This is a genomic window from Brevundimonas sp. Root1423, from assembly GCF_001426805.1.
This window is the reverse complement of the sequence record NZ_LMFL01000045.1, coordinates 520,752-543,393: the sequence shown is the minus strand read 5'-3', so window position 1 is coordinate 543,393 and position 22,642 is coordinate 520,752. Positions and strand designations below refer to the sequence as shown.

The window sequence follows — 22,642 nt, the reverse complement described above, 5'->3', positions numbered from 1 at the left end:
NCGGGACGGCGGTCGGCACGGTCACGGCCGCCGATCCCGACGGCGATGCGCTCGTCTACAGCCTGGTCGACGACGCGGACGGCCTGTTCGTCATCGATCCCGACACGGGCGTGGTGACCACCACACGGCCGTTCGATCACGAGACCGAAGCCGCCTTCGACATTGTCGTCAGGGTCACGGACGCCGGCGGGCTGTTCGTCGATCACCACCAGACTGTGACGGTCGGCGATGTGAACGAGGCCCCCGCCACCATCGCCCTGGACGGCGACCGGGTGAAGGAGAATGCCGCCGCGGGCGCCGTGGTCGGAACGGCCTCGGCCGAGGATCCGGAAGACGACGCCCTCGTCTTCTCGCTGACGGACGACGCCGAAGGCCGGTTCCGCATCGATCCGGCGACGGGCCGCATCACCACGACCCGCGCCCTCGATCATGAGGCCACGCCGAGCCTGCGGATCGTCATCCGCGCCACGGACGCGGCCGGGGCCTGGGTCGATCGCGAGGCCGCCATCGTCGTCGAGGACGTCAAGGAGGGACCGGTCGGAACCAATGACGGCCCCTTGCAGATCGATGAGGACGCGACCTCGGCCAATCTGTGGTCGCTCCTGCTGGCCAACGACGCCGGCGGCGCGGGTCTGTCCATCGCCTCGGTGAACACCACCGGCACAAAGGGGAGCATCGTGTTCGACGCCGCGACCCGAACGCTCAAATACGTCGCGGACGCGGACGCGTTCGATCTGCTGACCACCGGCGCGACCGCTACGGACAGCTTCACCTATACGGTGACCGACGCCAGCGGCGAGACCAGCACGGCGACGGTGACCTTCACCGTGAGGGGCGTCGCCGACGGCCGCGTGATNACGGACAGCTTCACCTATACGGTGACCGACGCCAGCGGCGAGACCAGCACGGCGACGGTGACCTTCACCGTGAGGGGCGTCGCCGACGGCCGCGTGATCAAGGGCGGCAACGGCAAGGACACCCTGACCGGCACGGCGGGCGAAGACGTCATCACCGGAGAGAACGGCAATGACATCCTGTACGGCCTCGACGGGGCCGATCGCCTCGACGGCGGCAACGGGACGGACAAGCTGTANGGGCGAAGACGTCATCACCGGAGAGAACGGCAATGACATCCTGTACGGCCTCGACGGGGCCGATCGCCTCGACGGCGGCAACGGGACGGACAAGCTGTATGGCGGCGCCGGCATCGACACCCTGACGGGCGCCAACGGCGACGACCTGCTCGACGGCGGAGCCGGCGACGACTCTCTCAACGGCGGGCTCGGCCAGGACCAGTTGTCGGGCGGCGCGGGCGACGACTTCATCCTGGGCGGCGGCGGCAACGACCTGCTGACCGGCGGGGCGGGGGCGGACACTTTCGTCTTCGGCATCGCCAGCGACATCGACAAGATCCTGGACTTCGAGGTGGGCAAGGACAGCCTCAGCTTCACCCAGGGCGTCGAGGTGCTGTTCCACGAGATCGGCGACAACAACGGCGACGGCGTGCTCGATACGGTCCTCGTCACCAATCTCGGCGGCGTCATCATCATGCTGGGGGTCGAATACCCGGTCGGGCCCAGTCTGGAGGACTATCTCCGGCCGGTGTGGGAGCGGTCGTCCCCACACGGGCTGCTGATCGAACCCCATGAGCCCATGGTCTGCTGACCCCGGTGCAGGCGCTGTGAGTCGGAAAGCGCCGCCCGCGGCGGCGGGCGGCGAACGCCGGCGCCGGCCCGGACCAGCGTCGGCGCGGCCATGTCTCCGCCTATTGTTCGCTGCCTGACCGCCAGAGATTGTTCGTCAGGGGCTCGAGCAGATAGGCCAGCGCTGTCCGCTTCCGCAGCAGAATGATCACCTCCACCGGCGCGCCCGGCCGCAGCGAAGCCGCCGCGCGTCCCAACGTCCTGAGTTCGGACGCCGGAACGACAATCTCGGCCCGGTAATAGGTCGCGCCCGTCTGCTCGACGGTGAAGCTGTCAGCGGAAATCCGCGTCACGCGCCCATGGATCGTCGGCGGGTTCCGTTCGCGCAGGCCGGGGAATTTCACCTCGGTCATCTGCCCGACACGCAGGTTGTCGACATCGTTGGGATTGATCTGGGCGACGATGACCTGCGACGCCTCGCGCGGAACCACTTCCATCAGGGTCTGGCCCGGCTGAATGACGCCGCCGGGCGTGAAGATGGTCAGGCCCACGATCGCGCCCGAGGCCGGAGCCCGCACCTCGGTGCGGGCGATCTGGGCCCGCAACTCGGCCATCCGCGGGCGCAGCTCATTCAGCTGGACGTCGATCTGGCGCAGCTGGTCGGCGACGTCCTCGTTCATCCGGGTGGACACGCCGGAGACCTGCAAGCGGGTTTCGCCGATGGTTTCGCGGGAGCGGGCGATCTGCGATCGCAGCGAGCCGAGTTCGCCATCCAGCTGGGCCGCGGTGCGTTCCAGCGCCCGGACCCGGGTCAGCGGGGCGTAACCCTGATCGGCCAGGCTGCGCATGCCGGCCAGCTCCTCCTGGATCAGCCGTTGTTGTTCGAGGTTGGCGGCGACCTGCCGCTCATAGCCGGCGATCTGTTCGTTGAGCTGCGCCACCCGCTGGCCCAGCACGCCGGTTTCGGTCGATCGGCCGCTGCGCCGGGCCCCGAACTGCAGTTGCTGGATCCGCAGGGACTCGCGCGCGAGGCCCAGGTCGGCGCCGGTCAGGTCCGCGAACTCGGGCGGCGTGGGAATGGCGGCCAGCCGGTCGCGTTCGGCGGTCAGGCGCGCCCGCTGTGCGATCAGCGCGTAAACCTGGCCGGTGACGCCGCGCTCGGTCGCCCGCAGCTCGCCGGACGCCAGCTGGAGCAGGATTTCGCCGCGCCGCACGGTGTCGCCCTCGGCCACATGCAGGGCGCTGACCACGCCGCCCTCGCGGTGCTGCACCGCCTGACGGTTGCCCGAGACGGAGATCTGCCCCTGGGCATAGGCTCCCGCGTCCAGCGGCGCCAGGGCCGCCCAGCCTAGGAAGATGACGAAGAAGGCGGCGATGACGATGCCGCCAACGATCAGTTCCCGGCGAGGCGTGTCGGGCACCAGCAGCGGATCCGCCGTCGGTGACGCGGGTTCAGGCGGGGAGGCGGGCGGGGTGACGGCGTCTGTCATTGGCTTCGTCCCGCGGTATTGCCCTGCGTCGCTTCCATGGCCGGCGCGGACAGGTCGTCGGGCCGGCCTGCCGCCGCGCGCATTTTCGCCAGGACTTCCTCACGCGGTCCATGAAGCTGAATGGCGCCGTCCCGCATCACCAGCAGGCGGTCCACCCTTGCGAGAACGCCCGCCCGATGCGCGATGACGACCACGGCGGCTCCGCGTCCCGCGGCGGCGAGGATGGCCTGCATCAGGGCCGCTTCACCCTCCTGGTCGAGGTTGGAGTTGGGCTCGTCCAGCACCAGCAGGACCGGGTCATTGTAGAGGGCCCGCGCCAGAGCGACGCGCTGGGCCTGACCCGCAGATAGGCCCTGACCGAAGGGGCCCAGCACCGTGTCATAACCCTGCGGCAGACGCTGGATCAGCTCATGCGCGCCTGCCGCCATGGCGGCCTTGACCGCGCCCCGGCCCGCCTCTGCCGGATCCAGGCCGGCCGAGGTGGCGAAGCGGGAAATGTTGTCCTTGATCGAACCGGCGAACAGGCTGGGAACCTGCGGCAGATAGCCGATCCAGCGCGCCAGTTCGTCGCCTTCCCGCGCGCTGTATTCCGCGCCGTCGAGCCTGACCGTACCGGCCTGGGGCTGCAGGGCGCCGGCGATGACGCGCGCCAGCGTGGTCTTGCCCGAACCGCTGGGCCCGACCACGCCCAGGGTCTGGCCGGGTTTGAGGCTGAAGGCCACGCCGCGCAGCTGGGGTTGCTCCGTCTCGGGGAATTTCACCGACAGGCCTTCGACCTGAAGCGCGCCGGCGGGGTCGGGGAGAAGGGTCCGGTCCCGCTCGACCGAGGCGGTTCCCGCGAACAGGTCGGTCAGGGTTTTCCAGCTGCTTACCGCCTGAACCAGCGCCGGCCAGACGCCGACCAGCAGTTCGATCGGAGCCACGGCGCGGCTGAGCAGCACGGATGAGGCGATGATCGAGCCCGGCGAGATTTCACTCCTGACCGCGAGCCAAGCCGCAAGGCCCAGAGCGGCGGACTGCAGCACCAGGCGAAGGAATTTGATCGCCCCGGAATAGCGGCCCCCGGCCAGCTGGGCGTCCGCCTGGGCGGCGGTCGCCAGACGGCGCTGCTCGATCTGCCGCGCGATCGAGGCCTGGCGCATGCCCAGTGCGCGAACCACCTCTGACTGCCCGGCGACGCCCTCCTGCGCGGCATAGGCCGAATTCTGCGACTGCATGGCCTTCTGCAGCCTCGGCCGGGTGTCGCGCTCGTTCAGCCAGGCGAGGGTGAACAGCACCCCGCCGCCGAGCAGGGTCAGAACACCTATCGCCGGATGCAGCAGGAAGCAGCACAGCAGGTAGATGGGCGTCCAGGGCGCGTCGAACAGCGCCAGCATTCCCTGACCGCCGATGGCGCCGCGGACGTGATCGAATTCGCGCAAGGCCTGGGTGTTGGGCGCCCTCGCCTGCAGATCGACGACCCGGGCCAGGATCTTTCCCGAGAGCAGCCGGTCGAGCCTCAACCCGGCGCGCAGCATCAGCCGCCCCCGCAGCCAGTCGAGCGCCGCCAGCGCCGCCAGGGCGAAGACCGCGACAGCGGTGACAAGGGCCAAGGTCACCAGACCGCCCGTCGGGACCACCCGGTCGTAGACCTGCATCATGTACAGGGTCGGCGTGAGGTACAGCAGGTTCACCAGCGCCGAAAACACCGCCGCCCATACGAAGTGCTGGCGACATGCCCTCAGGGCGTCGGCGAGGGGTTCGGTTCCCGGCCGGGTGGGCAGCAGATGTTTCAACAAGGCCGGGCCACGCGTCCGCTAGTCACAGGTCAGGAGTATCGTCCCCTACGCGTTAATACAGGATAGACCGGGGGCCAACACTTGCAGAAGTGATAGAGAAGTTGGCGACGCGCTGACGCGATAGATCTCTGAACCCCGACTGGTGGCTCCGGGTATGTGGAAACGCGAAGCCGTGTCCGGCCAAAGGCCTGATTTCTATTGAGTGAGAAGGACGATGGTGGGTGATGTAGGGTTCGAACCTACGACCCGCTGATTAAGAGTCAGCTGCTCTACCAACTGAGCTAATCACCCGGACCATTCGTCCGGCACAGCCACGCAAGGCTCGTGCCGTTTTCGCCGTGCCGATCAGGGACCGGGCGCGGCGAGGGGGCGGACATAAAGGCAATGTCCCACGCGCGCAAGGGGATTTGCCGTCATCTGCCGCTTTGCCGCAGCCCGCGATCAGGCGGCGGGCGCGCCCTCCAGGGCCTGGATCAGGACCCCCATGTTCTTGATGTACTCGCCGGTCGAGACGCCCATTACCGGGAAGTCCGTGATGTACGGCGAGGTGTCGCTGGCGTCGCCGACGCGGGTGATGCGGTACTCGCCCGGAGCGACCTCGGGTGAGCCGTCGCCGATGTACGGGTTGCTGATCGCCCGCAGCGGCGTGGGCCAGTAGCCGCGCGCGTTCAGGCCGGAGATCAGGCCGGCGACGACCACGGGCTCGGCCGGCGGGCGGTTGCCGTCGCTGGTCATGTCCGAGACCGAGATGTCCTGCAGGGTGAAGTATTTTGGCAGGCCCACCGAGCCCTGACGCGCCAGCAGGGGCGAGCCCTCGCTGACGGCCTCGGGCGTCATGGCGGCCAGCCGGTCGTATTCAGTGCGCATGCCTGCGACGTTCACCGAGCGGAACGAGCCGTAGTGGATGACCGTGTCCTCGGGGTTGCCGTCGACATAGTAGGCGCCGTTGACGACGTTCGAGCCGCGGCGGTGGACGTACAGCGGCTTGTTCGTGCCCGGCTGGATGAAGGTCGGGTGAGTGCGGCCGTCACGCTGGAGCCGTTGCGGCAGGCGGACGGATTCCAGCCAGTCCAGGGCTTCGGGCACGCGGGCGATGTATTTCCGGTCGCCGGTCAGGCGGTAGAAGCTGAACAGCTGGCCGATGTTGGCCGCGGTGGTGTGGGTGGCGTAGGCCTCGGGCTCATAGGTGCGGGCGGCCGAGGGCTTGAGCGTTTCCACATTGTGCTGGAGGCCCCAGCCGGCCTGCGGCGCGGGCTGCTGACAGGCGAGGAAACAGTCCATCGCGCGCCGGATCGGGTCCAGCAGGCGCCGCTCTCCGAGGGTCTGGTAGCAGAAGATCAGAAACTTGATGTTCTCGCCGGCGACGTCGTCGTTGAAGGTGATGTAGCCGGTGTAGTCGGGCCGTCCGTGCAGTCCGGCGTCGTGGCTGAGCGGATAGCGCTGGGGCCAGCCGCCGTTCGGATACTGGCTGTCGAGGACGAACTGGATGGCCTTGTTCAGCGGGGCGCGCCATTCGCGCTCGCGCTTCTCGAGATAGAGCCGCAGCAGGAACTGGGATGCCTCGGACGTGCCCGCGTCGTCGAAGGTGGCGTTGCCGTAGTAGTGCTGGAATTCCTCCATCCGCCAGGCGTTCTTGCCGTAGGTGTCGTACCAGCGGCGCAGGCTGTCCTCGCCCGCCGTGTCGATGACGTAGTTCCAGCCGCCCGAGGGATGCTGGCCCCGCACAAGGGCGCGGGCGGCGCTGACGGCGGCCGCGTAATAGGCCTCGTCGCGGGTGGCGTGGTACGCGTCGAGGAACAGGTGGCCCATAGTGCCCGTGCCGGGAGGCTGGACCCAGATCATGGTCGGCGACGCCTCAAGCTCGCCCCAGCGGCGCGAGAAGTCGGGCAGGGCCGACCAGACGTAGCCGCCGCCCACGGAGGCCTCGTCGACCATGAACCGCGTCGCCCGCCTCATCGTGTCCAGCACCGAAGCGCGGCCGGCCGGAGCGGTCTGCGCGAACACGGGTCCGGCGAGGGCGGCGGCAGCCGCCGCCGTCATCAGACCGCGGCGGGAAAACTGGATCGACATGGGAACTCCTGCGGTGATGACACCGGTATCATTGCACGAAGACCGCCGCGCGCAAGCACTCCCGTCACGGGGCATTCCGGTTTGTCTGCGGGCAAGCTAGGCTCCGCGCAAATCAGCCGCCGGGGAGCGGCGTGGGGGAGACGCATATCATGGCCTTCTGGAACCGCCGGCGCTCGATCGACGCCATGCTGGCCCCGCACAGCGGACATGCGCTGAAGAAGACACTGAGCTGGCCGCACCTGATGGCGCTGGGCGTCGGGGCCATCGTCGGCACCGGCATCCTGACCCTGATCGGGGTGGGCGCCGGGCTGGCCGGGCCGGCGGTGATGATCAGCTTCGCCCTGGCGGGTCTGGTCTGCGCCTGCGCCGCCCTGGCCTATGCCGAGCTGTCGACCATGATGCCGGCGGCGGGCAGCGCCTACACCTATTCCTACGCCGTGCTGGGCGAACTGATCGCCTGGATCGTCGGCTGGAGCCTGATCCTGGAATATTCGCTGGTCGTGTCGGCGGTGGCCGTGGGCTGGTCGGGATACGCCACCGGCTTCCTTGCCGGGATGGGCGTGGAGTTGCCGGCCATGCTGGCGGCGGGACCCCACGTCGAGGGCGGGCTGATCAACCTGCCGGCGGTCTTCATCATCGCCGTGGTGACCGGGCTGCTGCTGCTGGGCACGCGTGAGAGCGCGACGCTGAACGCGGTGCTGGTGGTCATCAAGGTCGTCGCCCTGATCGCCTTCGTGGCCATCGCCCTGCCGAGCTTCAACAGCGCCAACTTCACGCCCTTCATGCCCAACGGCTTCGGCTCGCCGGCCTTGCCGTTCATGGGGCAGATCACCGGTCAGCCCGTGGTCCAGACCGGGGTCATGGCGGCGGCGGCGATCATCTTCTTCGCCTTCTACGGCTTCGACGCCATCTCGACCGCGGCCGAGGAAACCAAGCGGCCCGAACGCGATCTGGCCATCGGGATCGTCGGCTCGATGGTCATCTGCACGGCACTGTATCTGGTCGTCGCGGCCGCCGCGATCGGCGCCCGGCCGGTGGCCAGCTTCGCCGAGAGCCCCGAGCCCCTGGCCCTGATCCTGCGCGAGATGGGGCAGGGGACGGCGGCCCAGTGGATCGCGGTTTCGGCGGTGGTCGCCTTGCCGACGGTGCTTCTGGCCTTCCTGTTCGGCCAGAGCCGGATCTTCCTCGGCATGGCGCGCGACGGCCTGCTGCCGCGCCGTCTGGCCAAGGTGTCGGTCCGCGGCGTGCCGGCGGTGGTGACCATCTTCACCGCCATCGTGGTGGCGGCGCTGGCCGGGGTCATGCGGCTGGACGAGCTGGCCTCGCTGGCCAACGCCGGGACGCTGGCGGCCTTCGCGGCGGTCGGCGTCTGCCTGATCGTGCTGCGCGTCCGCGATCCCAACCGGCCGCGACTGTTCCGGGCCCCGCTGTGGTGGCTGGTCGGAGCGATCACCATCGTCGGCTGCGTCGTCTTCTTCTTCAGCCTGCGGCCTTCGACCCAGATGTGGTTCCTGATCTGGAACGTGATCGGCCTGGTCATCTACTTCGTCTGGTCTTCGCGCAACTCGCGTCTGGCCAAGGGCGAGGAGCAGGAAGGCTGATGGCGCTTCGCGATCTCTCCGGCGCCGTCGATTTCGCCGTCCTCGAGGCGACGACCGGCGGCGACGACGGGATCAGCGAGGAGGTCCTCGGCCTGTTCGCCCAGCAGGCGGCCCTGTGGTCGCCGATGCTGGATGCGCGGAACGAGGGCTGGCGCGACGCCGTGCACACGCTGCGCGGCGCCGCGGCCGGGATCGGAGCGGGCGCATTGGCTTCAGCCTGTGAGAAGGCGGAGACGGCCGAAAAGGCTTCGGCTTCTCCATTGCTGGAGCGCGTGCATGATGCGCTGGAAATGGCCCTCGCCGACGTGGCGGCCTACCGCCACGAACTGATGCTGAGGTCGCTCAGGGCCTAGCCGCGTGTGCGGTCGAAGGTCTCGAACTCGTGGGCGATGCAGCGGTCGATCAGGGTGCGCCAGACAGGCTCGGCGATGGCGGGCGACAGGCCGGCGGGACCCGACGCGGCCAGCACCTTCTGCACCACATCCTCGATGCGGGCGTCGTCGTGCACGACGCTGCGGTCCGGCTTGATGCGGGCGGCAGCGTCCATATAGCGCTGGCGCTCGGCAAGCAGGGTCACCAGCGCGCGGTCGAGGGCGTCGACGCCCTGACGGACCTCGGCCATGGACTTGCAGGCTTCCGGCGCGGTGCGCGGGTCGATCGTGACGCTATCCGACAAAGGCGCGCTCCAGCACATAGTCGCCCGGCTCGGCGTTCGAGCCCTCCTTCATGCCGAAGGTTTCGAGCAGTTCGCCCGTTTCCTTGATCATGGCCATGGAGCCGCACAGCATCACCCGGTCCCGCTCGGGCGAGAAGCCCGCGGGCAAGCCCAGGTCGGCGAACAGGGCGCCGGACTTGATGCGGTCGGTGATCCGGCCCGGGGTCTCGAAGGCCTCGCGGGTGACGGTGGGGTAGTAGACCAGCTGGGCCTTCGCCTCGTCGCCGATCAGCGGGTCATCGTGGATGCCCGAGGTGAAGAAGTCGCGGTAGGTCAGGTCGGCGACGTTGCGCACCGTGTGGCAGACCACGACCTGGCCGAAGCGAGCGTAGGTGTCGGGATCGCGCGCGACGCTGATCCACGGCGCCAGTCCAGTGCCGGTCCCGATCAGCCACAGCCGCTCGCCGCCGGTCAGGGCGTCCAGCACCAGGGTGCCGGTCGGCTTCTTGCCCATCAGCACCGTGTCGCCGGGCTGGATCTTCTGCAGGCGCGAGGTCAGGGGGCCGTCGGGGACCTTGATCGACAGGAACTCCAGCTGCTCGTCCCAGTGCGGGCTGGCGATGGAATAGGCGCGCAGGATCGGCTTTCCGCCGTCCTCGCCGGGAAGACCGATCATCACGAACTCGCCGGAGCGGAAGCGGAAGTCGGCGGGGCGGGCGATGGCGAAGCTGAACAGCTGGTCGGTCCAGTGGCGCACCCACAGCACTTCCAGTTCATGGAAGGCGGACGGCTTGGCGGGCGGGGAGGAGAGGGCGGCGTCGGTCATTCGGGTGCTTATTAGGCGGTGCGGCGGCGAGGGGGAAGCCGCGCGGATGTTCCGATGCGATCCCGGGGGGATGACGGCGACGATTTCTCCCTCTAGCGTCCCGGCCATGCGCAACAAACTTCTCGCCTCCACCCTGTTCCTTGCGGCGTTGTCGCCGTTCACCGCCGCGATGGCGCAAACGCCGGACCCGGCGATCCTGACGCCCGAGCGGGTGTTCGCCAATCCGTCCCTGTCGGGGCCCGTGGCCAAGTCGGTCAGCCTGTCGCCGGACGGCGAGCTGGTCGCCTTCCTGCGGTCGCGCGAGGACGACGTGGACGTTCAGGACCTGTGGGCCGCGCCGATCGGCGCCGGCGAGCCGTTCAAGCTGATCGATGCCCGGGCGCTGGTTCCCGACGCCGGAGAACTGTCCGAGGCCGAGAAGGCGCGGCGCGAGCGGATGCGGATCAGCGCCCGCGGCGTGGTCGAATATTCGTGGGACGAACAGGGCCGCTATATCCTGGCCCCGCTGGAGGGCGACATCTTCCTGGCCAGCCGGGAGGGCGGGACGGTGCGCCGCCTGACCGAGACCGAGGCCGACGAGATCGACGCCAAGGTCTCGCCCAAGGGCAGCTATGTCTCCTTCGTGCGCGATCAGGATCTCGTCGTGGTCGATCTGGCCAGCGGCGCCGAGACGCCGATCACCGACGACGGCGAGGGCCTGATCACCTGGGCCACCGCCGAGTTCATCGCCCAGGAGGAGATGGACCGCGACACCGGCTACTGGTGGAGCCCCGACGAACGCTACATCGCCCTGCAGCGCACCGACGAAAGCACCGTCGACATCGTGCCGCGGCTGGACATCACCGGCGGCGGGGCGAGCGTGGTCGAGCAGCGCTATCCGCGTTCGGGCCGGCCGAACGCCGTGGTCGAACTGTATGTGCGCGACATCGTCGGCGGCGGCCGGGTCAAGGTCGATCTGGGCGACAACACCGACATCTATCTGGCGCGCGTGAACTGGTCGGCCGACGGCCGCACCCTGTACGTCCAGCGCGAAAGCCGGGACCAGAAGACGCTGGACCTGCTGAGCGTCGATCCGGCGACCGGCGCCTCTCGCGTGATCTCGACCCAGCGCTCGAACGCCTGGGTCGCGCTGAACAACGACTTCAAGGCGCTGGACGACGGCAACTTCATCTGGTCGTCCGAGGAGACCGGCTGGAAGCACCTGTATCTCTACAACCGCGAGGGCCGTCGCCTGCGGGCGATCACGCGCGGGGACTATCCGGTCAAATCGCTGAACGGCGTCAACCAGACGACGGGCGACGTCTTCTTCACCGCCTCGATGCGCGACGGGAAAGAGCTGCCGATCGAGCAGCAGATGTTCCGCGCCTCGCTGCGCCGGACCGTGGCCCCGGTGGCGGTGACCCCGGGGGGCGGCTGGTGGAGCGCCTCGCTCAACAGGACCGGCACGGCCTACGTGGGCAACTACACGGACCTGGGCACGCCGACGCAGTCGGGCCTGTATCGCGCCGACGGGACCTTCGTGCGGTGGATCGAGGAGAACCGGCTGGACGCCAGTCATCCGATGTATCCGTACATCTCGCGCCGCGGGAATGTGACCTTCGGAACCCTGCCGAGCCATGGCGAGACCCTCGTCTGGCAGATGACCACGCCGCCCGGCTTCGATCCGTCGAAGACCTATCCGGTGGTGATGCAGGTCTATGGCGGCCCGTCGGGCGGCGGCGTCAAACGCGGCTGGCAAGGAGCCACGAACCAGCTGCTGACCGAGGCGGGCTATATCGTCTTCCGGCTGGACAACCGCGGCGAGGGCGACCGGTCGGCGGCGTTCAAACAGGCGCTTCATCTGCGGATGGGCCAGCCCGAGATCGAGGATCAGGTGCTGGCGGCGAACTATCTGCGGTCGCTGCCGTACGTCGACGACAGCCGCATCGCCATGATGGGCTGGTCGTACGGCGGCTTCATGAGCCTGATGGCGCTGACCGAGCCGGACATGGGTCTGGCCTCGGCGATCGCCGGCGCGCCGCCGACCGAGTGGAGCCTGTACGACACCCACTACACCGAGCGGTACATGTCGACGCCGCAGGCTAACGCCGACGGCTATGCGGCCTCGGACGCCATCCCGCGCCTGCCGAACCTGACCGGGCGGCTGCTGCTGATGCACGGCATGGCCGACGACAACGTCATCCTCGAGAACTCGACCCGCGTCATCGACGCGCTGCAGGCCTCGTCCGTCCCGTTCGAACTGATGCTCTTCCCCGGCCAGCGCCACGGCGTGCGGGGCAATGAAAGGCAGCTGCAGCAATGGCGCACCTATCTGGACTTCCTCGACCGGACGATCGGTACAAGGGCGCCCGCCGCGCGGGACTGATCGCGGCGGCGCTCTCGCTCGCCGCCTGCGCCACGCCGAACGGCGACGGCAGCTGGACGACACCGGGGGACGACGGCGGGCGGATCTACCAGCCGCCGACGGCCGGGGCGGTCGTGGACGGGACCTACCCCGCGCGCCGGGCGATCGAGGGCTCCATCCAGCTGGCGATGAGCGAGCAGAACGCGGCCGCGCAGCCGCTGGCGTCCGTCATCGCCCTGACGCCCGTCGCTCTGGAGGAAGAGATCCGCGTCCCGTCCGGCCGTCTGAACGGCCTGCCGATCCTGCTGAAGGACAATATCGAGACCCGCGACATGCCGACGACGGCCGGATCGCTGGCGATGATCGCCAACGCGCCCGGTCGGGATGCGCCGCTGGTCACGCGCCTGCGCGACGCCGGCGCCTTCATTCTCGGCAAGGCCAACCTGTCCGAGTGGGCCAACATCCGGTCGAGCAATTCAATCAGCGGCTGGAGCGCCGTCGGCGGCCAGACCCGTAATCCCTATGACCTCGAGCGCACGCCGTGCGGCTCGTCGTCGGGCAGCGCGGTGGCGGTGGCCATCGGCCTGACGCCGGCGGCGATCGGCACCGAAACGGACGGCTCGATCACCTGCCCGGCCTCGGTCAACGGCGTGGTCGGGTTCAAGCCCACCGTCGGTCTGGTGTCGCGCACCCATATCGTGCCGATCAGCCACTCGCAGGACACCGCGGGCCCGATCACGACGACGGTCGAGGATGCGGCCATCGTGCTGTCAGTCATCGCCGGCTCCGACCCGCTGGACCCCGCCACGGTCGAGGCCGATGCCCGCAGGGTCGACTATCGCGCCGCGCTGGACGCGAACAGCCTGCGCGGGACGCGGCTGGGCGTGATGCGGTTCATCGTCTCAAACTATTCCGCGGAAGCGCAGGCCGAGTTCGAGCGGGCGCTGCAGGCCCTGCGGGACGCCGGGGCCGAACTGGTCGAGATCACCGAGGCGCCAAAGGACTTCCGCGCCCTTGGCGGCTGGGAAATCCAGGTGCTGATGAGCGAGCTGAAGCACGACCTGAACGCCTATCTGGCCTCGACGAATCCGGCGCAGGTGCCGACGCGGACGCTGGCCGACCTGATCGCCTTCAACGAGGCCGAGCCGCGCGAGACGGCGCTGTTCGGGCAGGAGCTCTTCCTGCGCGCCGAGGCGACGACGGGGCTGGAGGATCCGGTGTATGTCGAGGCGCGCGCAAACTCCCTGCGCGCCGCCGGGCCCGAGGGCATCGACAGGATGATGGCGGACAACAGCGTCGTCGCCCTGATCGCGCCGACAACCTCGCGGGCCTGGACCAATGACCGTGAGGATGACGACAATGCGCAGGGCTCGGCCAGCCGGCTGGCGGCCGTGGCGGGCTATCCGCACCTCACCGTGCCGATGGGGTTCGACCGCGGCATGCCGGTGGGGATCAGCTTCATCGGCGGCAAGTGGGACGACGCCCGCATCCTGTCGCTGGGCTACGCCTATGAGCAGCGGACGCATGAGCGGCGGCCGCCCGCGCTGGCGGCTCGGTAGGCGGCAACCTTTGACCTAGCGGATGGTTTGGAGCGGGCATGGAAAAGCTGTTCGTCTCCTTCGCCACAGCCACCGCCAGGATCGCCGGCAAGCCCTGGACCTTTATCGGCTGTGTGCTGATCGTGTTGATCTGGGCCGCGACCGGACCGATCTTCAAATTCAGCGAGACCTGGCAGCTGATCATCAACACCGGCACGACCATCATCACCTTCCTGATGGTGTTCCTTATCCAGAACACCCAGAACCGCGACGGCGCGGCCATGCAGGCCAAGCTGGACGAACTGATCCACGCCATCCGCGCCGCCGACGAGCGGTTCATCGGCATCGAGCATCTGACGGAAAAGGACCTCGACAAGATTCTCGGGCAGGTGGAGCAGCGAGCGGAGCGGATCCACGGAGAGGGGGCCAAGGCGCTTCCAGTCGTGGCGACACGGGCTGAAGACACCTCGGGCGCCCGCCGACAACCGGACCCGAAACCAAAGGTCAGGACCAAGGCCCGTGCCGAGACAGGGACCAAGGTGGCGCGGAAGGCGCGGGCGTGAGCGATCTGGCCGCGAACATCGTCGGCACAGCAGCCGCCCTGTGTTCGATCACCAGTTTCGCCCCGCAGATGATCAAGATCTGGAAGGAACGCGACGCCTCCTCCGTCTCGCTGAAGACCTATTCCCTGACGGTGACCTGTTTCGTCCTGTGGACCGCCTATGGTGTCCTGACGACGGCCTGGCCGATCGTCATAGCCAACGCCTGCGCCCTGGTGATGGCGTCGGGCGTGCTGGCGATGAAGTGGCGGTTCAGCTGACAGGAACGACGGCGGTCGTCTCGATCTCGATGCGGGCAGCGTCCTCGATCAGTCCCTTGACCTCGACCACGGCCATGGCGGGATAGTTCGGCCCGATCAGCTCGCGCCAGACCGCCCCAATCTCGCGCAGGGCGGACAGGTATTCAGCCTTGTCGACCACGTACCAGGTCATGCGGACGATGTGTTCAGGCCCGGCTCCGGCCTCGGTCAGGACCGCGAGGGTGTTTTCGATCGTCTGGCGGAACTGGCCCGCGAAACCGGTCTCGGCGAACACACCCTCGGGCGTCCAGCCGATCTGGCCGGCGACAAAGACCATCCGGCCGCTGGCCTCGACGCCGTTGGAATAGCCTTTTGGCCGGGGCCAGCCTTCGGGCAGCAGGACGCGGTTCATGGGGCGGTCTCCACGAAGGGGGCGATGCGGGCGCGCAGGGCCTCGGGCCAGGGCTCGGGCTTCAGCGAGGCGCCGACGTAGACGATGGTTTGGGTCGCCTCGAAGCGCAGCTCGCCGCCTGCGCTGATGCGATGGCGCAGGCCGCAGGAGGCCCCGCCCAGCTTCGTCACCGTCAGTTCGAAGGTCAGTTCGTCCTCCAGACGCGAAGGGGCAATGAACCGGGCCTCGACGGCGGCGGTGGGGACGCTGACGTGGCGTTCGACGTGCAGTTCGCGGAACGAGGCCTCGAGCGGCCCGGCGAACCAGTCCTCGACCACCCCGTTCAGCATCTCGAAATAGCGGGGGAAGAAGACGATCCCCGCCGCGTCGCAGTCGGCGAAGCGCACGCGTCGCTGGACCGTGAATACCTGGCCGGTCATGTCGGCTCCTTCAGCCGGAAGCGCTGCAGCTTGCCGGTCTGGGTCTTGGGCAGGGCGTCCACGAAATCGAGGCCGCGCGGGTATTTGTAGGGGGCGATGACGCCCTTCACGAAGGTCTGGAGCTCGGCGCGCAGGGCGTCGGACGGGGTGTGGCCCTCGTTCAGCACGACGAAGGCCTGGACGATCTGGCCGCGCTCGGGATCGGGCGCGCCGATGACGGCGGCCTCGGCGACGGCGGGGTGGCGCAGCAGGGCGTGCTCCACCTCGGGCGCGCCGATGTTGTAGCCGGACGAGATGATCATGTCGTCGGACCGGGCCACGAACCAGAACCAGCCGTCCTCATCCAGCCGGTAGACGTCGCCCGTCAGATTCCAGCCGTTCTGGACATAGGCGGCCTGACGGTCGTCATCGAGATAGCGGCAGCCGGTCGGGCCGCGCACGGCGAGGCGGCCGGTCTCGCCGGGAGGAAGGGGCCGGCCGTCGGCGTCGATGATGCGGGCCTGATAGCCGGGCACGGCCTTGCCGGTGCTGCCGGGGCGGATGTCGTCGCCGCGGGCCGAGATGAAGACGTGGATCATCTCGGTCGAGCCGATGCCGTCGATGATGCGGACGCCCCGGCCGAGACGCAGGTGCGCAGGGAGGACAGGTCGTGGTCGCCGGCCAGCTTCAGCAGGGCGCGGTAGCCGGTGGGAGCGGTGAACAGGGCGGTGGCGCGATGGCGGGCGACGGTCTCGGCCAGGGCGTCGAAGCCGGGGCGGTTGGCGAAAGCTGTGGCGGCTCCGACAGCGGCCGGGAAGACCACCAGTCCGCCGAGGCCGAAGGTGAAAGCGATGGGCGGGGTGCCGACGACGACGTCCTCCTTCGTCAGGCTGACGATGTGCCTGGCGAAGGTGTCGGCCATGGCGAGGATGTCGCGATGGAAGTGGACGCAGCCCTTGGGCTTGCCCGTGGTGCCCGAGGTGAAGGCGATCAGGGCGGGGTCGTCGGCGGCCGTGTCCACCGCGTCGAATCGGAAACCGGCGGGCAGGGACTGGGCAGCCTTCTGGAGGGCGCCGGAGTCCATCACATGTGTCAGCGAGGTCGCGCTCGCCCGGGCCTCGGTCACGGCCTCGGCAAGGGCCGTGTACACCAGCGCGTGGCTGATCCGCGCCTTGTCGATGACGGTGGCCAGTTCGGCCGCGCGCAGCATGGGCATGGTGGCGACGACCACGCCGCCGGCCTTCAGGATCGCGAACCATGCAAGGACGGTCCAGCTGGAGTTGGGGCCGTGCAGCAGGACGCGGTTTCCAGGGACCAGCCCCATCTCCTCGACCAGCACCTGCGCCATCCGGCCCGAGATGGCGTCGACGCGGGACCACGAGAATTCGTGGTCGAAGTCGATCAGGGCGCGGCCGTCCGGGCCGCCGGCTTCGATGGCGCGGCGCAGCAGTTCCACGCCGGCGTTCAACCGCTCGGGATAGGCCAGTTCCGGCAGGTCGAAGACCAGCTCCGGCTGTTGATCCGCCGGCGGCAGATGGTCGAGCACGAACCGGTCGAGATGCGCGCTGCTCCCCATCAGGCGCCTCCCATGCCGGCAAGCACCTGCCGGGCGATGACGATCTTCTGCACCTCCGAGGCCCCCTCATAGATGCGCAGGGCGCGGATTTCGCGGTACAGCCGCTCCACCGGATGGCCCGAGACGACGCCGAGGCCGCCGAACAGCTGGACGGCCTGATCGATGACCTGCTGGGCCTCGTCGGTGGCGTAGAGTTTGGCCATGGCGGCCTCGCGGGTGACGCGCGGCACGCCCTGATCCTTCAGCCAGGCGGCGCGGTAGATCAGCAGGGCCGAGGCGTCGATCTTCAGAGCCATGTCGGCCAGCGAGGCCTGCACCAGTTGCAGCGCGCGGCGCGAGAAGCCGAGGGCGGCGGCGGCCACGGTCGAGCGGAACACATCCAGCGTGGCCATGGCGATGCGGAAGCCGTCGCCCGGCGCGCCGAGGATGCGGTCGGCGTCGACGCGGCAGGCGTTGAACCGGATCGTGGCCAGCGGGTGGGCCGCCATCAGGGGGATGCGCTCGACGATCTCGAAACCGGGCGTTGCGGCGTCGACGACGAAGGCGCTGATGCCCTTGGCGCCGGTCCCCTCGCCGGTGCGGGCGAAGACGGTGTAGCGGTCGGCGAGGCCGCCGTTGGAAATGAAGGTCTTGGTCCCGTCCAGAACCCAGCCGTCGCTGTCGCGGCGCGCGCTGGTGGACAAGGCGGCGACGTCAGAGCCGGCGTCGGGTTCGGACAGGGCGAAGGCGGCGATGGTCTGGCCCGAGGCCACGCCGGGCAGCCAGCGGGCCTTCTGGTCGTCCGTCCCAAACAGGCTGATGGGCCCCGAGCCGAGGCCCTGCATGGCGAAGACGAAGTCGGCGAGGCCGGAATGGCGGGCGAGGGTCTCGCGGGTCAGGCACAGGGTGCGGACGTCGAGTTTGCCGTTCGCGTCAGGGACGGCGTTGTTCAGCCAGCCGCCCTGGGCCAGCGCCTTCAGGATCGTACGGCAGTCGCCATCGAGATCGTGGTCGCCGTGGAGGTGCAGCGCCTCACCGTTGGCCTCGGCCCACGCGTCGATGTCGGCGGCGAAGGCGCGGTGGCGGTCGTCGAAGAAGGGCCAGTCGAGGAAGGTGCGGTCCGCCATGACTCAGTTCCCCTCGAACACCGGCTCGCGTTTCGCCGCGAAGGCCTCGTAGGCGCGGCGGAAGTCGTTGGTCTGCATGCAGATGGCCTGGGCCTGGGCCTCGGACTCGATGGCGGCGTCCAGGCTCATGTCCCATTCGACGTTGAGCTGGTTCTTGGTGATCCCGTGGGCGAAGGTCGGCCCCTTGGCCAGCGACCGGGCCATCTCCATTGCCGTCTCCATGAGGGCCTCGCCCTCGACGACGCGGTTGTGGAAGCCCCAGCGCTCGCCCTCGTCGGCAGTCATGACCCGGCCGGTGAACAGCAGTTCCGACGCCCGGCCCTGACCGATCTGGCGGGGCAGGATGGCGCAGGCGCCCATGTCGCAGCCCGCCAGACCCACACGGGTGAACAGGAAGGCCGTCTTCGTCCGCGGCGTGGCGATGCGCAGGTCCGAGGCCATGGCCATGATGGCCCCGGCGCCGACACAGACGCCGTCCAGCGCCGCGATGACCGGCTGGGGGCAGCCGCGCATGGCCTTGACCAGATCGCCGGTCATGCGGGTGAAGTTCAGCAGGGCCGGCATGTCCATTTCGGTCAGCGGGCCGATGATCTCGTGCACGTCGCCGCCTGAGGAGAAATTGCCGCCCGCGCCGGTGACGATCACCACCTTGCAGTCGTCGGCGTGGACCAGGGCGCGGAACAGGTCGCGCATCTCGGCGTAGGAGTCGAACGTCAGCGGATTCTTCCGCTCGGGCCGGTTCAGCGTCAGGGTCGCGACGCCGTCGTCGTCGACCGACCACAGGAAATGGGCCACCTTGTAGTCGCGCGCCTTCATCCGTTCAGCTCCTCATGGGTGGTGACGTGGAGGGACCGCTTGGTCCGTTCCAGCAGGCGGGTCAGCTCGTCAGCCTCGGCCTCGCTGAGGTCGGCGAACAGGGCCTCGATCCAGCGTTCGTGGGCCCGGGCCATGGCCGCGAACCGGGTATGGCCCAGCGGCGTAAGGCGCACGCGCTGAACCCGTCGGTCCGAGCCGGGCATGGCCTCGATCAGGCCGTCGGCCTTGAGACGCGTCGCCAGCCCCGTGATGTTGCCGTTGGACACCATCAGCATGCCCGCGGCCTCGCCCATGGTGAGACCGGCCTCGCCCGCGCGGTCCAGCGCCGACAGCATGTCGAACCGGGGCAGGGTGGTGTCGAACTCGTCGCGCAGACGCTGCGCCACCGTCTGCTCGATGCAAGTGGAGCAGGTCAGCAGGCGCAACCAGAGGCGCAGCGACCGCTTCCCGTCAGGCGCGCCGCCCAGCCTGTCGGGAAGGGCGGCGGGGCTCACAGTTCGCCGCCCGCGACGGGGACGGCCGCGCCGTTGACGCCCGAGGCGCCCTCGCCGCACAGCCAGACGATGGTCATCGCCACCTCGTCCGGCGTGATCAGCCGGCCCTGCGGGTTGGAGGCGGCAAGGGCGGCGCGGGCCTCCTCCTCGCTGCGGCCGGTCTTGGCCGTGATCGACTCGATCGATCGGGCGACCAGTTCGGTTTCGGTGAAGCCGGGGCAGACGGCGTTGACCGTGACGCCCTTGCTGGCGACCTCGAGCGCCATGGCGCGGGTCAGGCCGACGAGGCCGTGCTTGGCCGCGACATAGGCCGAGACATAGGCGTAGCCCTTCAGCCCGGCGGTCGAGGCGACGTTGACGATCCGGCCCCAGCGGCGCGTCAGCATGCCGGGCAGGACCAGCCGCGCGGCCTCCGCCGGGGCTTCCAGATTGAGGGCCAGCATGGCGCGGAAGGCGTCGGCGTCGGTCTTGAGGAAGGGAGCCGAGGTTGCGGCGCCGGCGTTGTTGATCAGGATGTCGACGGGGCCGAACCGGTCGCGGCCGACCTCGATGGCTGCTGCGAGGGCGTCCGGATCGGTGACGTCCGCCGGGGCGGCGAAGGCCAGGGCCCCGATGCGGTCGGCGGTCTCGTTCAGGCGCGCGACGTGGCGGCCGATCAGGGTGACCTGACAGCCGGCCTCGGCCAGCCGTTCGGCGGTCGCCCGGCCGATGCCGGAGCCGGCGCCGGTGACCACGGCGTGATGTCCGCTCAGGCTCATACGGGTCCCGCCTGCTGCTGTCGTTCGAGGTTGCGGGCCAGCTGGGCGAAGCCGGCGCGGTACTGGACCGGCGGCTGGATGCCGCGCCAGCCCGTTTCGGCGGCGGCCCGCAGGCTCCAGTTCGGATCGGCCAGATGCGGCCGGGCGAGGGCGCACAGATCAGCGCGGCCGGCGGCGAGGATGCTGTTCACGTGGTCGGTTTCGTAGATGTTGCCGACCGCCATGGTGACGACGCCCGCCTCGTTGCGGATGCGGTCGCTCAGCGGGGTCTGGAACATGCGGCCGTAGACGGGGCGCGAATCCTCGGAGGTCTGGCCGGCGGACACGTCGATCAGGTCGCAGCCGGCCTCGGCGAAGGCGCGGGCGATGGCGACGGAATCCTCGGGCGTCAGGCCTTCCTCGACCCAGTCGCTGGCGGACAGGCGGACGGACATGGGCCCGTCGTCGGGCCAGACGGCGCGCATGGCGGCGAAGACCTCCAGCGGGAAGCGCAGGCGGTTTTCGACGGAGCCGCCGTATTCGTCGGTGCGATGGTTCGAGACCGGCGTCAGGAAGGACGACAACAGATAGCCGTGGGCGCAGTGCAGCTCGACCATGTCGAAGCCGGCCTCGTCGGCCCAGCGGGTCGCCCTGACGAAGTCGTCGCGGACGCGGTCCATGTCGCCGCGGGTCATCTCGCGCGGGGTCTGATCTTCGTCCGACCACGGAATGGGGGAGGGGGCGATCAGCTCCCACCCGCCTTCCGTCAGGGGCTGGTCGGCGCGCGGACCCCACGGCCGTTCGACCGATCCCTTGCGGCCGGCGTGAGCCAGCTGGATGGCGATGCGCGATCCCTGGCCGTGGACGAAGTCGACGATCCGCTTCCAGGCGTCGCGGTGTTCGGACCGGTACATCCCCGCGCAGCCGGGCGTGATGCGAGCGTCGGCCGAGACATCGGTCATCTCGGTGAAGAGCAGGCCGGCGCCGCCCAGCGCGCGCGCGCCCAGATGGACCAGATGGAAGTCGCCGACCGTCCCGTCCTCGGCCGAATACATACACATCGGCGAAACCACGACACGATTGGGCAGGGTCAGGCCGCGCAGCCGCAGGGGCGCGAACATCGGCGCGGGCGGATCGTCCGTGGGCGGAGCGCCGGCGCTTTCGGCGAACCAGCGCTCGACGCCGGTCAGGAAGTCGCGGTCGCGCAGGCGCAGGTTTTCGTGGCTGACCCGCTGGCTGCGCGTCAGCAGGCTGTAGGCGAACTGCAGCGGGTCGAGGCCGAGGTAGCGGTCGACGGTCTCGAACCATTCGGTGGAGTTGCGGGCCGCGCTCTGCAGCTTCAGCACCTCGACCCGTCGCTCTGTCTCATAGGCGGCGAGGGCGTTGTCGAGGTCGCCGCCGTCGGTCAACGCCTCGGCCAGGCGGATGGCGTCCTCGAACGCCAGTTTGGTGCCGGACCCGATGGAGAAGTGGGCGGTGTGGGCGGCGTCGCCCAGCAGCACCACCTTGCCGTCGCGCCAGTTCGAACAGGCGACGCGCGGGAAGTTCAGCCAGGCCGAGCCGCGCAGGTGTTTGGCATTGCTCATCAGGGCGTGGCCGCCCAGCCAGTCGGCGAACAGGGTCTCGGCCGCGCGGCAGGTCTGGTCGGTGTCCATTTCGTCGAAGCCGAGGCCGCGCCAGGTCGCCTCCGTGCATTCGACAATGAAGGTCGAGGCGCCCGGTTCGAACTGGTAAGCATGGGCCCAGATCCAGCCGCAAGGGGTCTCGACGAAGGCGAAGGTGAAGGCGTCGAACGCCTGTTTCGTACCCAGCCAGATGTATTTGTTGGTCCGCACGTCGATGTCGACACCGAACACCTCGGGCGCCTCGTTCCGGGTCCTGCTGTTCAGCCCGTCGGCGGCCACGACCACGTCAGCGGGCAGGGCGCGGATGTCGGCGACCTCGTCCTGGAACCGCAGATCGACGCCGAGCGAGCGGGCGCGTTCCTGCAGGATCGTCAGCAGCTTCTGGCGGCCGATGCCCGCGAAGCCGTGCCCGCCCGAGCGGACCGTCCGGCCGCGAATATGGACGTCGATGTCGTCCCAGTGAACAAAGGCCGCCTCGATGATCGCCGCCGTTTCGGGATCGTTGGCCTTCAGATTCGCCAGGGTCTGGTCAGAGAAGACCACGCCCCAGCCGAAAGTGTCGTCCGGGCGATTGCGTTCATGGACGACCACGTCCAGCGCCGGATTTCGCAGCTTGAGCGATATGGCGAGGTACAGGCCGCCGGGGCCCGCACCCGCAATCGCTATGCTTTCGACAGCCCGGCCTGAAGACATATTTTAAACCTAAAGCAAAATCGGGCGAGCGTCCATCAAAA

Annotated in this window: 20 protein-coding genes, 1 tRNA gene and 3 pseudogenes; 9 read left to right on the top strand and 15 right to left on the bottom strand. The window is 69.1% G+C overall.

What is annotated here, in order from left to right; all coding sequences use genetic code 11:
* Position 1 precedes the first annotated feature (1 nt).
* The 3 genes and pseudogenes from ASD25_RS33400 to ASD25_RS33390 all read left to right on the top strand — a co-directional run.
* Positions 2-856 (top strand): annotated as a pseudogene (locus ASD25_RS33400) (cadherin domain-containing protein); the annotation flags it as partial.
* A gap of 22 nt (positions 857-878) precedes the next feature.
* Positions 879-1,093: pseudogene (locus tag ASD25_RS33395) on the top strand (calcium-binding protein); the annotation flags it as partial.
* A 14-nt stretch (positions 1,094-1,107) separates the two neighbouring features.
* Complete coding sequence (locus ASD25_RS33390; RefSeq protein WP_369816684.1) at positions 1,108-1,665, top strand: calcium-binding protein; 558 nt, start codon at positions 1,108-1,110, stop codon at positions 1,663-1,665.
* 100 nt (positions 1,666-1,765) lie between these two features.
* On the opposite strand, the gene ASD25_RS24150 is transcribed toward ASD25_RS33390, so the two are convergent.
* From ASD25_RS24150 to ASD25_RS24135, 4 genes are all read right to left on the bottom strand, one after another.
* The gene (locus tag ASD25_RS24150; RefSeq protein ID WP_056621234.1) at positions 1,766-3,133 is read right to left on the bottom strand and encodes an HlyD family type I secretion periplasmic adaptor subunit; all 1,368 of its coding nucleotides are present in this window, start codon (positions 3,131-3,133) and stop codon (positions 1,766-1,768) included.
* On the bottom strand, positions 3,130-4,908 hold the full coding sequence (locus ASD25_RS24145; RefSeq protein ID WP_235562862.1) for a type I secretion system permease/ATPase: 1,779 nt from the start codon (positions 4,906-4,908) through the stop codon (positions 3,130-3,132). Before ASD25_RS24145 ends, ASD25_RS24150 begins: the two co-directional genes overlap by 4 nt.
* Positions 4,909-5,126: 218 nt before the next feature.
* Positions 5,127-5,202: transfer RNA gene (locus ASD25_RS24140), tRNA-Lys, on the bottom strand.
* Positions 5,203-5,352: 150 nt separating this feature from the next.
* Positions 5,353-6,981 (bottom strand): pectate lyase, encoded by a 1,629-nt coding sequence (locus tag ASD25_RS24135; protein WP_056621229.1) that lies wholly within the window; start codon positions 6,979-6,981, stop codon positions 5,353-5,355.
* A gap of 149 nt (positions 6,982-7,130) precedes the next feature.
* Here ASD25_RS24135 and ASD25_RS24130 point away from each other — a divergent pair, with 149 nt between their 5' ends.
* Together ASD25_RS24130 and ASD25_RS24125 are read left to right on the top strand one after the other, a co-directional pair.
* Positions 7,131-8,582, top strand: a complete 1,452-nt coding sequence (locus ASD25_RS24130; protein ID WP_056621227.1) for an amino acid permease — start codon at positions 7,131-7,133, stop codon at positions 8,580-8,582.
* Positions 8,582-8,935 carry an Hpt domain-containing protein gene (locus tag ASD25_RS24125; protein ID WP_056621225.1) on the top strand — a complete coding sequence of 118 codons (354 nt, stop codon included), beginning with the start codon at positions 8,582-8,584 and terminating at the stop codon, positions 8,933-8,935. Before ASD25_RS24130 ends, ASD25_RS24125 begins: the two co-directional genes overlap by 1 nt.
* Here the strand turns inward: ASD25_RS24125 and ASD25_RS24120 are convergent.
* Positions 8,932-9,276: a chorismate mutase gene (locus ASD25_RS24120; protein WP_056621224.1), complete on the bottom strand. Its 345-nt coding sequence runs from the start codon at positions 9,274-9,276 to the stop codon at positions 8,932-8,934. The genes ASD25_RS24125 and ASD25_RS24120 overlap by 4 nt on opposite strands.
* The gene (locus tag ASD25_RS24115) at positions 9,248-10,063 is read right to left on the bottom strand and encodes a ferredoxin--NADP reductase (protein WP_056621222.1); all 816 of its coding nucleotides are present in this window, start codon (positions 10,061-10,063) and stop codon (positions 9,248-9,250) included. Before ASD25_RS24115 ends, ASD25_RS24120 begins: the two co-directional genes overlap by 29 nt.
* Positions 10,064-10,169: 106 nt before the next feature.
* Here ASD25_RS24115 and ASD25_RS24110 point away from each other — a divergent pair, with 106 nt between their 5' ends.
* The 4 genes from ASD25_RS24110 to ASD25_RS24095 are packed head-to-tail and all read left to right on the top strand — an operon-like array spanning position 10,170 to position 14,765.
* Positions 10,170-12,428: a S9 family peptidase gene (locus ASD25_RS24110; RefSeq protein ID WP_056621221.1), complete on the top strand. Its 2,259-nt coding sequence runs from the start codon at positions 10,170-10,172 to the stop codon at positions 12,426-12,428.
* Positions 12,362-13,966, top strand: a complete 1,605-nt coding sequence (locus ASD25_RS24105; RefSeq protein WP_082572602.1) for an amidase — start codon at positions 12,362-12,364, stop codon at positions 13,964-13,966. The genes ASD25_RS24110 and ASD25_RS24105 overlap by 67 nt, the downstream gene beginning before the upstream one ends.
* A gap of 38 nt (positions 13,967-14,004) precedes the next feature.
* Positions 14,005-14,508, top strand: a complete 504-nt coding sequence (locus tag ASD25_RS24100; protein WP_056621220.1) for a low affinity iron permease family protein — start codon at positions 14,005-14,007, stop codon at positions 14,506-14,508.
* Positions 14,505-14,765, top strand: a complete 261-nt coding sequence (locus ASD25_RS24095; RefSeq protein WP_056621215.1) for a SemiSWEET family sugar transporter — start codon at positions 14,505-14,507, stop codon at positions 14,763-14,765. The genes ASD25_RS24100 and ASD25_RS24095 overlap by 4 nt, the downstream gene beginning before the upstream one ends.
* Here ASD25_RS24095 and ASD25_RS24090 read toward each other — a convergent pair.
* From ASD25_RS24090 to ASD25_RS24055, 9 genes and pseudogenes are all read right to left on the bottom strand, one after another.
* The gene (locus ASD25_RS24090) at positions 14,758-15,156 is read right to left on the bottom strand and encodes a RidA family protein (RefSeq protein WP_056621213.1); all 399 of its coding nucleotides are present in this window, start codon (positions 15,154-15,156) and stop codon (positions 14,758-14,760) included. The two genes, ASD25_RS24095 and ASD25_RS24090, sit on opposite strands and share 8 nt — an antisense overlap.
* Complete coding sequence (locus ASD25_RS24085) at positions 15,153-15,575, bottom strand: thioesterase family protein (protein WP_056621210.1); 423 nt, start codon at positions 15,573-15,575, stop codon at positions 15,153-15,155. The genes ASD25_RS24090 and ASD25_RS24085 overlap by 4 nt, the downstream gene beginning before the upstream one ends.
* Positions 15,572-15,877: a hypothetical protein gene (locus ASD25_RS31385; protein ID WP_200943713.1), complete on the bottom strand. Its 306-nt coding sequence runs from the start codon at positions 15,875-15,877 to the stop codon at positions 15,572-15,574. Before ASD25_RS31385 ends, ASD25_RS24085 begins: the two co-directional genes overlap by 4 nt.
* Before the next feature lie 183 nt (positions 15,878-16,060).
* Positions 16,061-17,130: pseudogene (locus tag ASD25_RS31375) on the bottom strand (AMP-binding protein); the annotation flags it as partial.
* Positions 17,130-18,236 carry an acyl-CoA dehydrogenase family protein gene (locus ASD25_RS24075; RefSeq protein ID WP_056621208.1) on the bottom strand — a complete coding sequence of 369 codons (1,107 nt, stop codon included), beginning with the start codon at positions 18,234-18,236 and terminating at the stop codon, positions 17,130-17,132. The gene ASD25_RS24075 and the pseudogene ASD25_RS31375, both read right to left, overlap by 1 nt.
* Before the next feature lie 3 nt (positions 18,237-18,239).
* A complete protein-coding gene (locus tag ASD25_RS24070) occupies positions 18,240-19,052 on the bottom strand; it encodes an enoyl-CoA hydratase family protein (RefSeq protein ID WP_056621205.1) in 813 nt (270 codons plus the stop codon).
* A complete protein-coding gene (locus ASD25_RS24065; RefSeq protein ID WP_056621203.1) occupies positions 19,049-19,546 on the bottom strand; it encodes a MarR family winged helix-turn-helix transcriptional regulator in 498 nt (165 codons plus the stop codon). The genes ASD25_RS24070 and ASD25_RS24065 overlap by 4 nt, the downstream gene beginning before the upstream one ends.
* Positions 19,543-20,304 carry an SDR family NAD(P)-dependent oxidoreductase gene (locus ASD25_RS24060; RefSeq protein ID WP_056621200.1) on the bottom strand — a complete coding sequence of 254 codons (762 nt, stop codon included), beginning with the start codon at positions 20,302-20,304 and terminating at the stop codon, positions 19,543-19,545. The genes ASD25_RS24065 and ASD25_RS24060 overlap by 4 nt, the downstream gene beginning before the upstream one ends.
* Positions 20,301-22,601, bottom strand: coding sequence for a bifunctional salicylyl-CoA 5-hydroxylase/oxidoreductase (locus tag ASD25_RS24055; RefSeq protein WP_056621198.1), 2,301 nt, complete (start codon positions 22,599-22,601; stop codon positions 20,301-20,303). Before ASD25_RS24055 ends, ASD25_RS24060 begins: the two co-directional genes overlap by 4 nt.
* Between the last annotated feature and the right edge of the window lie 41 nt (positions 22,602-22,642).

Excerpts from the sequence above, each read along its gene's own strand:
- ASD25_RS24105 (WP_082572602.1), top strand. The coding sequence starts at position 12,362 with ATGGCGCACCTATCTGGACTTCCTCGACCGGACGATCGGTACAAGGGC.
- ASD25_RS24070 (WP_056621205.1), bottom strand. The coding sequence starts at position 19,052 with ATGAAGGCGCGCGACTACAAGGTGGCCCATTTCCTGTGGTCGGTCGAC.
- ASD25_RS24120 (WP_056621224.1), bottom strand. The coding sequence starts at position 9,276 with ATGTGCTGGAGCGCGCCTTTGTCGGATAGCGTCACGATCGACCCGCGC.
- ASD25_RS24115 (WP_056621222.1), bottom strand. The coding sequence starts at position 10,063 with ATGACCGACGCCGCCCTCTCCTCCCCGCCCGCCAAGCCGTCCGCCTTC.
- ASD25_RS31385 (WP_200943713.1), bottom strand. The coding sequence starts at position 15,877 with ATGATCATCTCGTCCGGCTACAACATCGGCGCGCCCGAGGTGGAGCAC.
- ASD25_RS24100 (WP_056621220.1), top strand. The coding sequence starts at position 14,005 with ATGGAAAAGCTGTTCGTCTCCTTCGCCACAGCCACCGCCAGGATCGCC.
- ASD25_RS24055 (WP_056621198.1), bottom strand. The coding sequence starts at position 22,601 with ATGTCTTCAGGCCGGGCTGTCGAAAGCATAGCGATTGCGGGTGCGGGC.
- ASD25_RS24085 (WP_056621210.1), bottom strand. The coding sequence starts at position 15,575 with ATGACCGGCCAGGTATTCACGGTCCAGCGACGCGTGCGCTTCGCCGAC.
- ASD25_RS24130 (WP_056621227.1), top strand. The coding sequence starts at position 7,131 with ATGGCCTTCTGGAACCGCCGGCGCTCGATCGACGCCATGCTGGCCCCG.
- ASD25_RS24075 (WP_056621208.1), bottom strand. The coding sequence starts at position 18,236 with ATGGCGGACCGCACCTTCCTCGACTGGCCCTTCTTCGACGACCGCCAC.
- ASD25_RS24135 (WP_056621229.1), bottom strand. The coding sequence starts at position 6,981 with ATGTCGATCCAGTTTTCCCGCCGCGGTCTGATGACGGCGGCGGCTGCC.
- ASD25_RS24060 (WP_056621200.1), bottom strand. The coding sequence starts at position 20,304 with ATGAGCCTGAGCGGACATCACGCCGTGGTCACCGGCGCCGGCTCCGGC.
- ASD25_RS24090 (WP_056621213.1), bottom strand. The coding sequence starts at position 15,156 with ATGAACCGCGTCCTGCTGCCCGAAGGCTGGCCCCGGCCAAAAGGCTAT.
- ASD25_RS24150 (WP_056621234.1), bottom strand. The coding sequence starts at position 3,133 with ATGACAGACGCCGTCACCCCGCCCGCCTCCCCGCCTGAACCCGCGTCA.
- ASD25_RS24110 (WP_056621221.1), top strand. The coding sequence starts at position 10,170 with ATGCGCAACAAACTTCTCGCCTCCACCCTGTTCCTTGCGGCGTTGTCG.
- ASD25_RS24125 (WP_056621225.1), top strand. The coding sequence starts at position 8,582 with ATGGCGCTTCGCGATCTCTCCGGCGCCGTCGATTTCGCCGTCCTCGAG.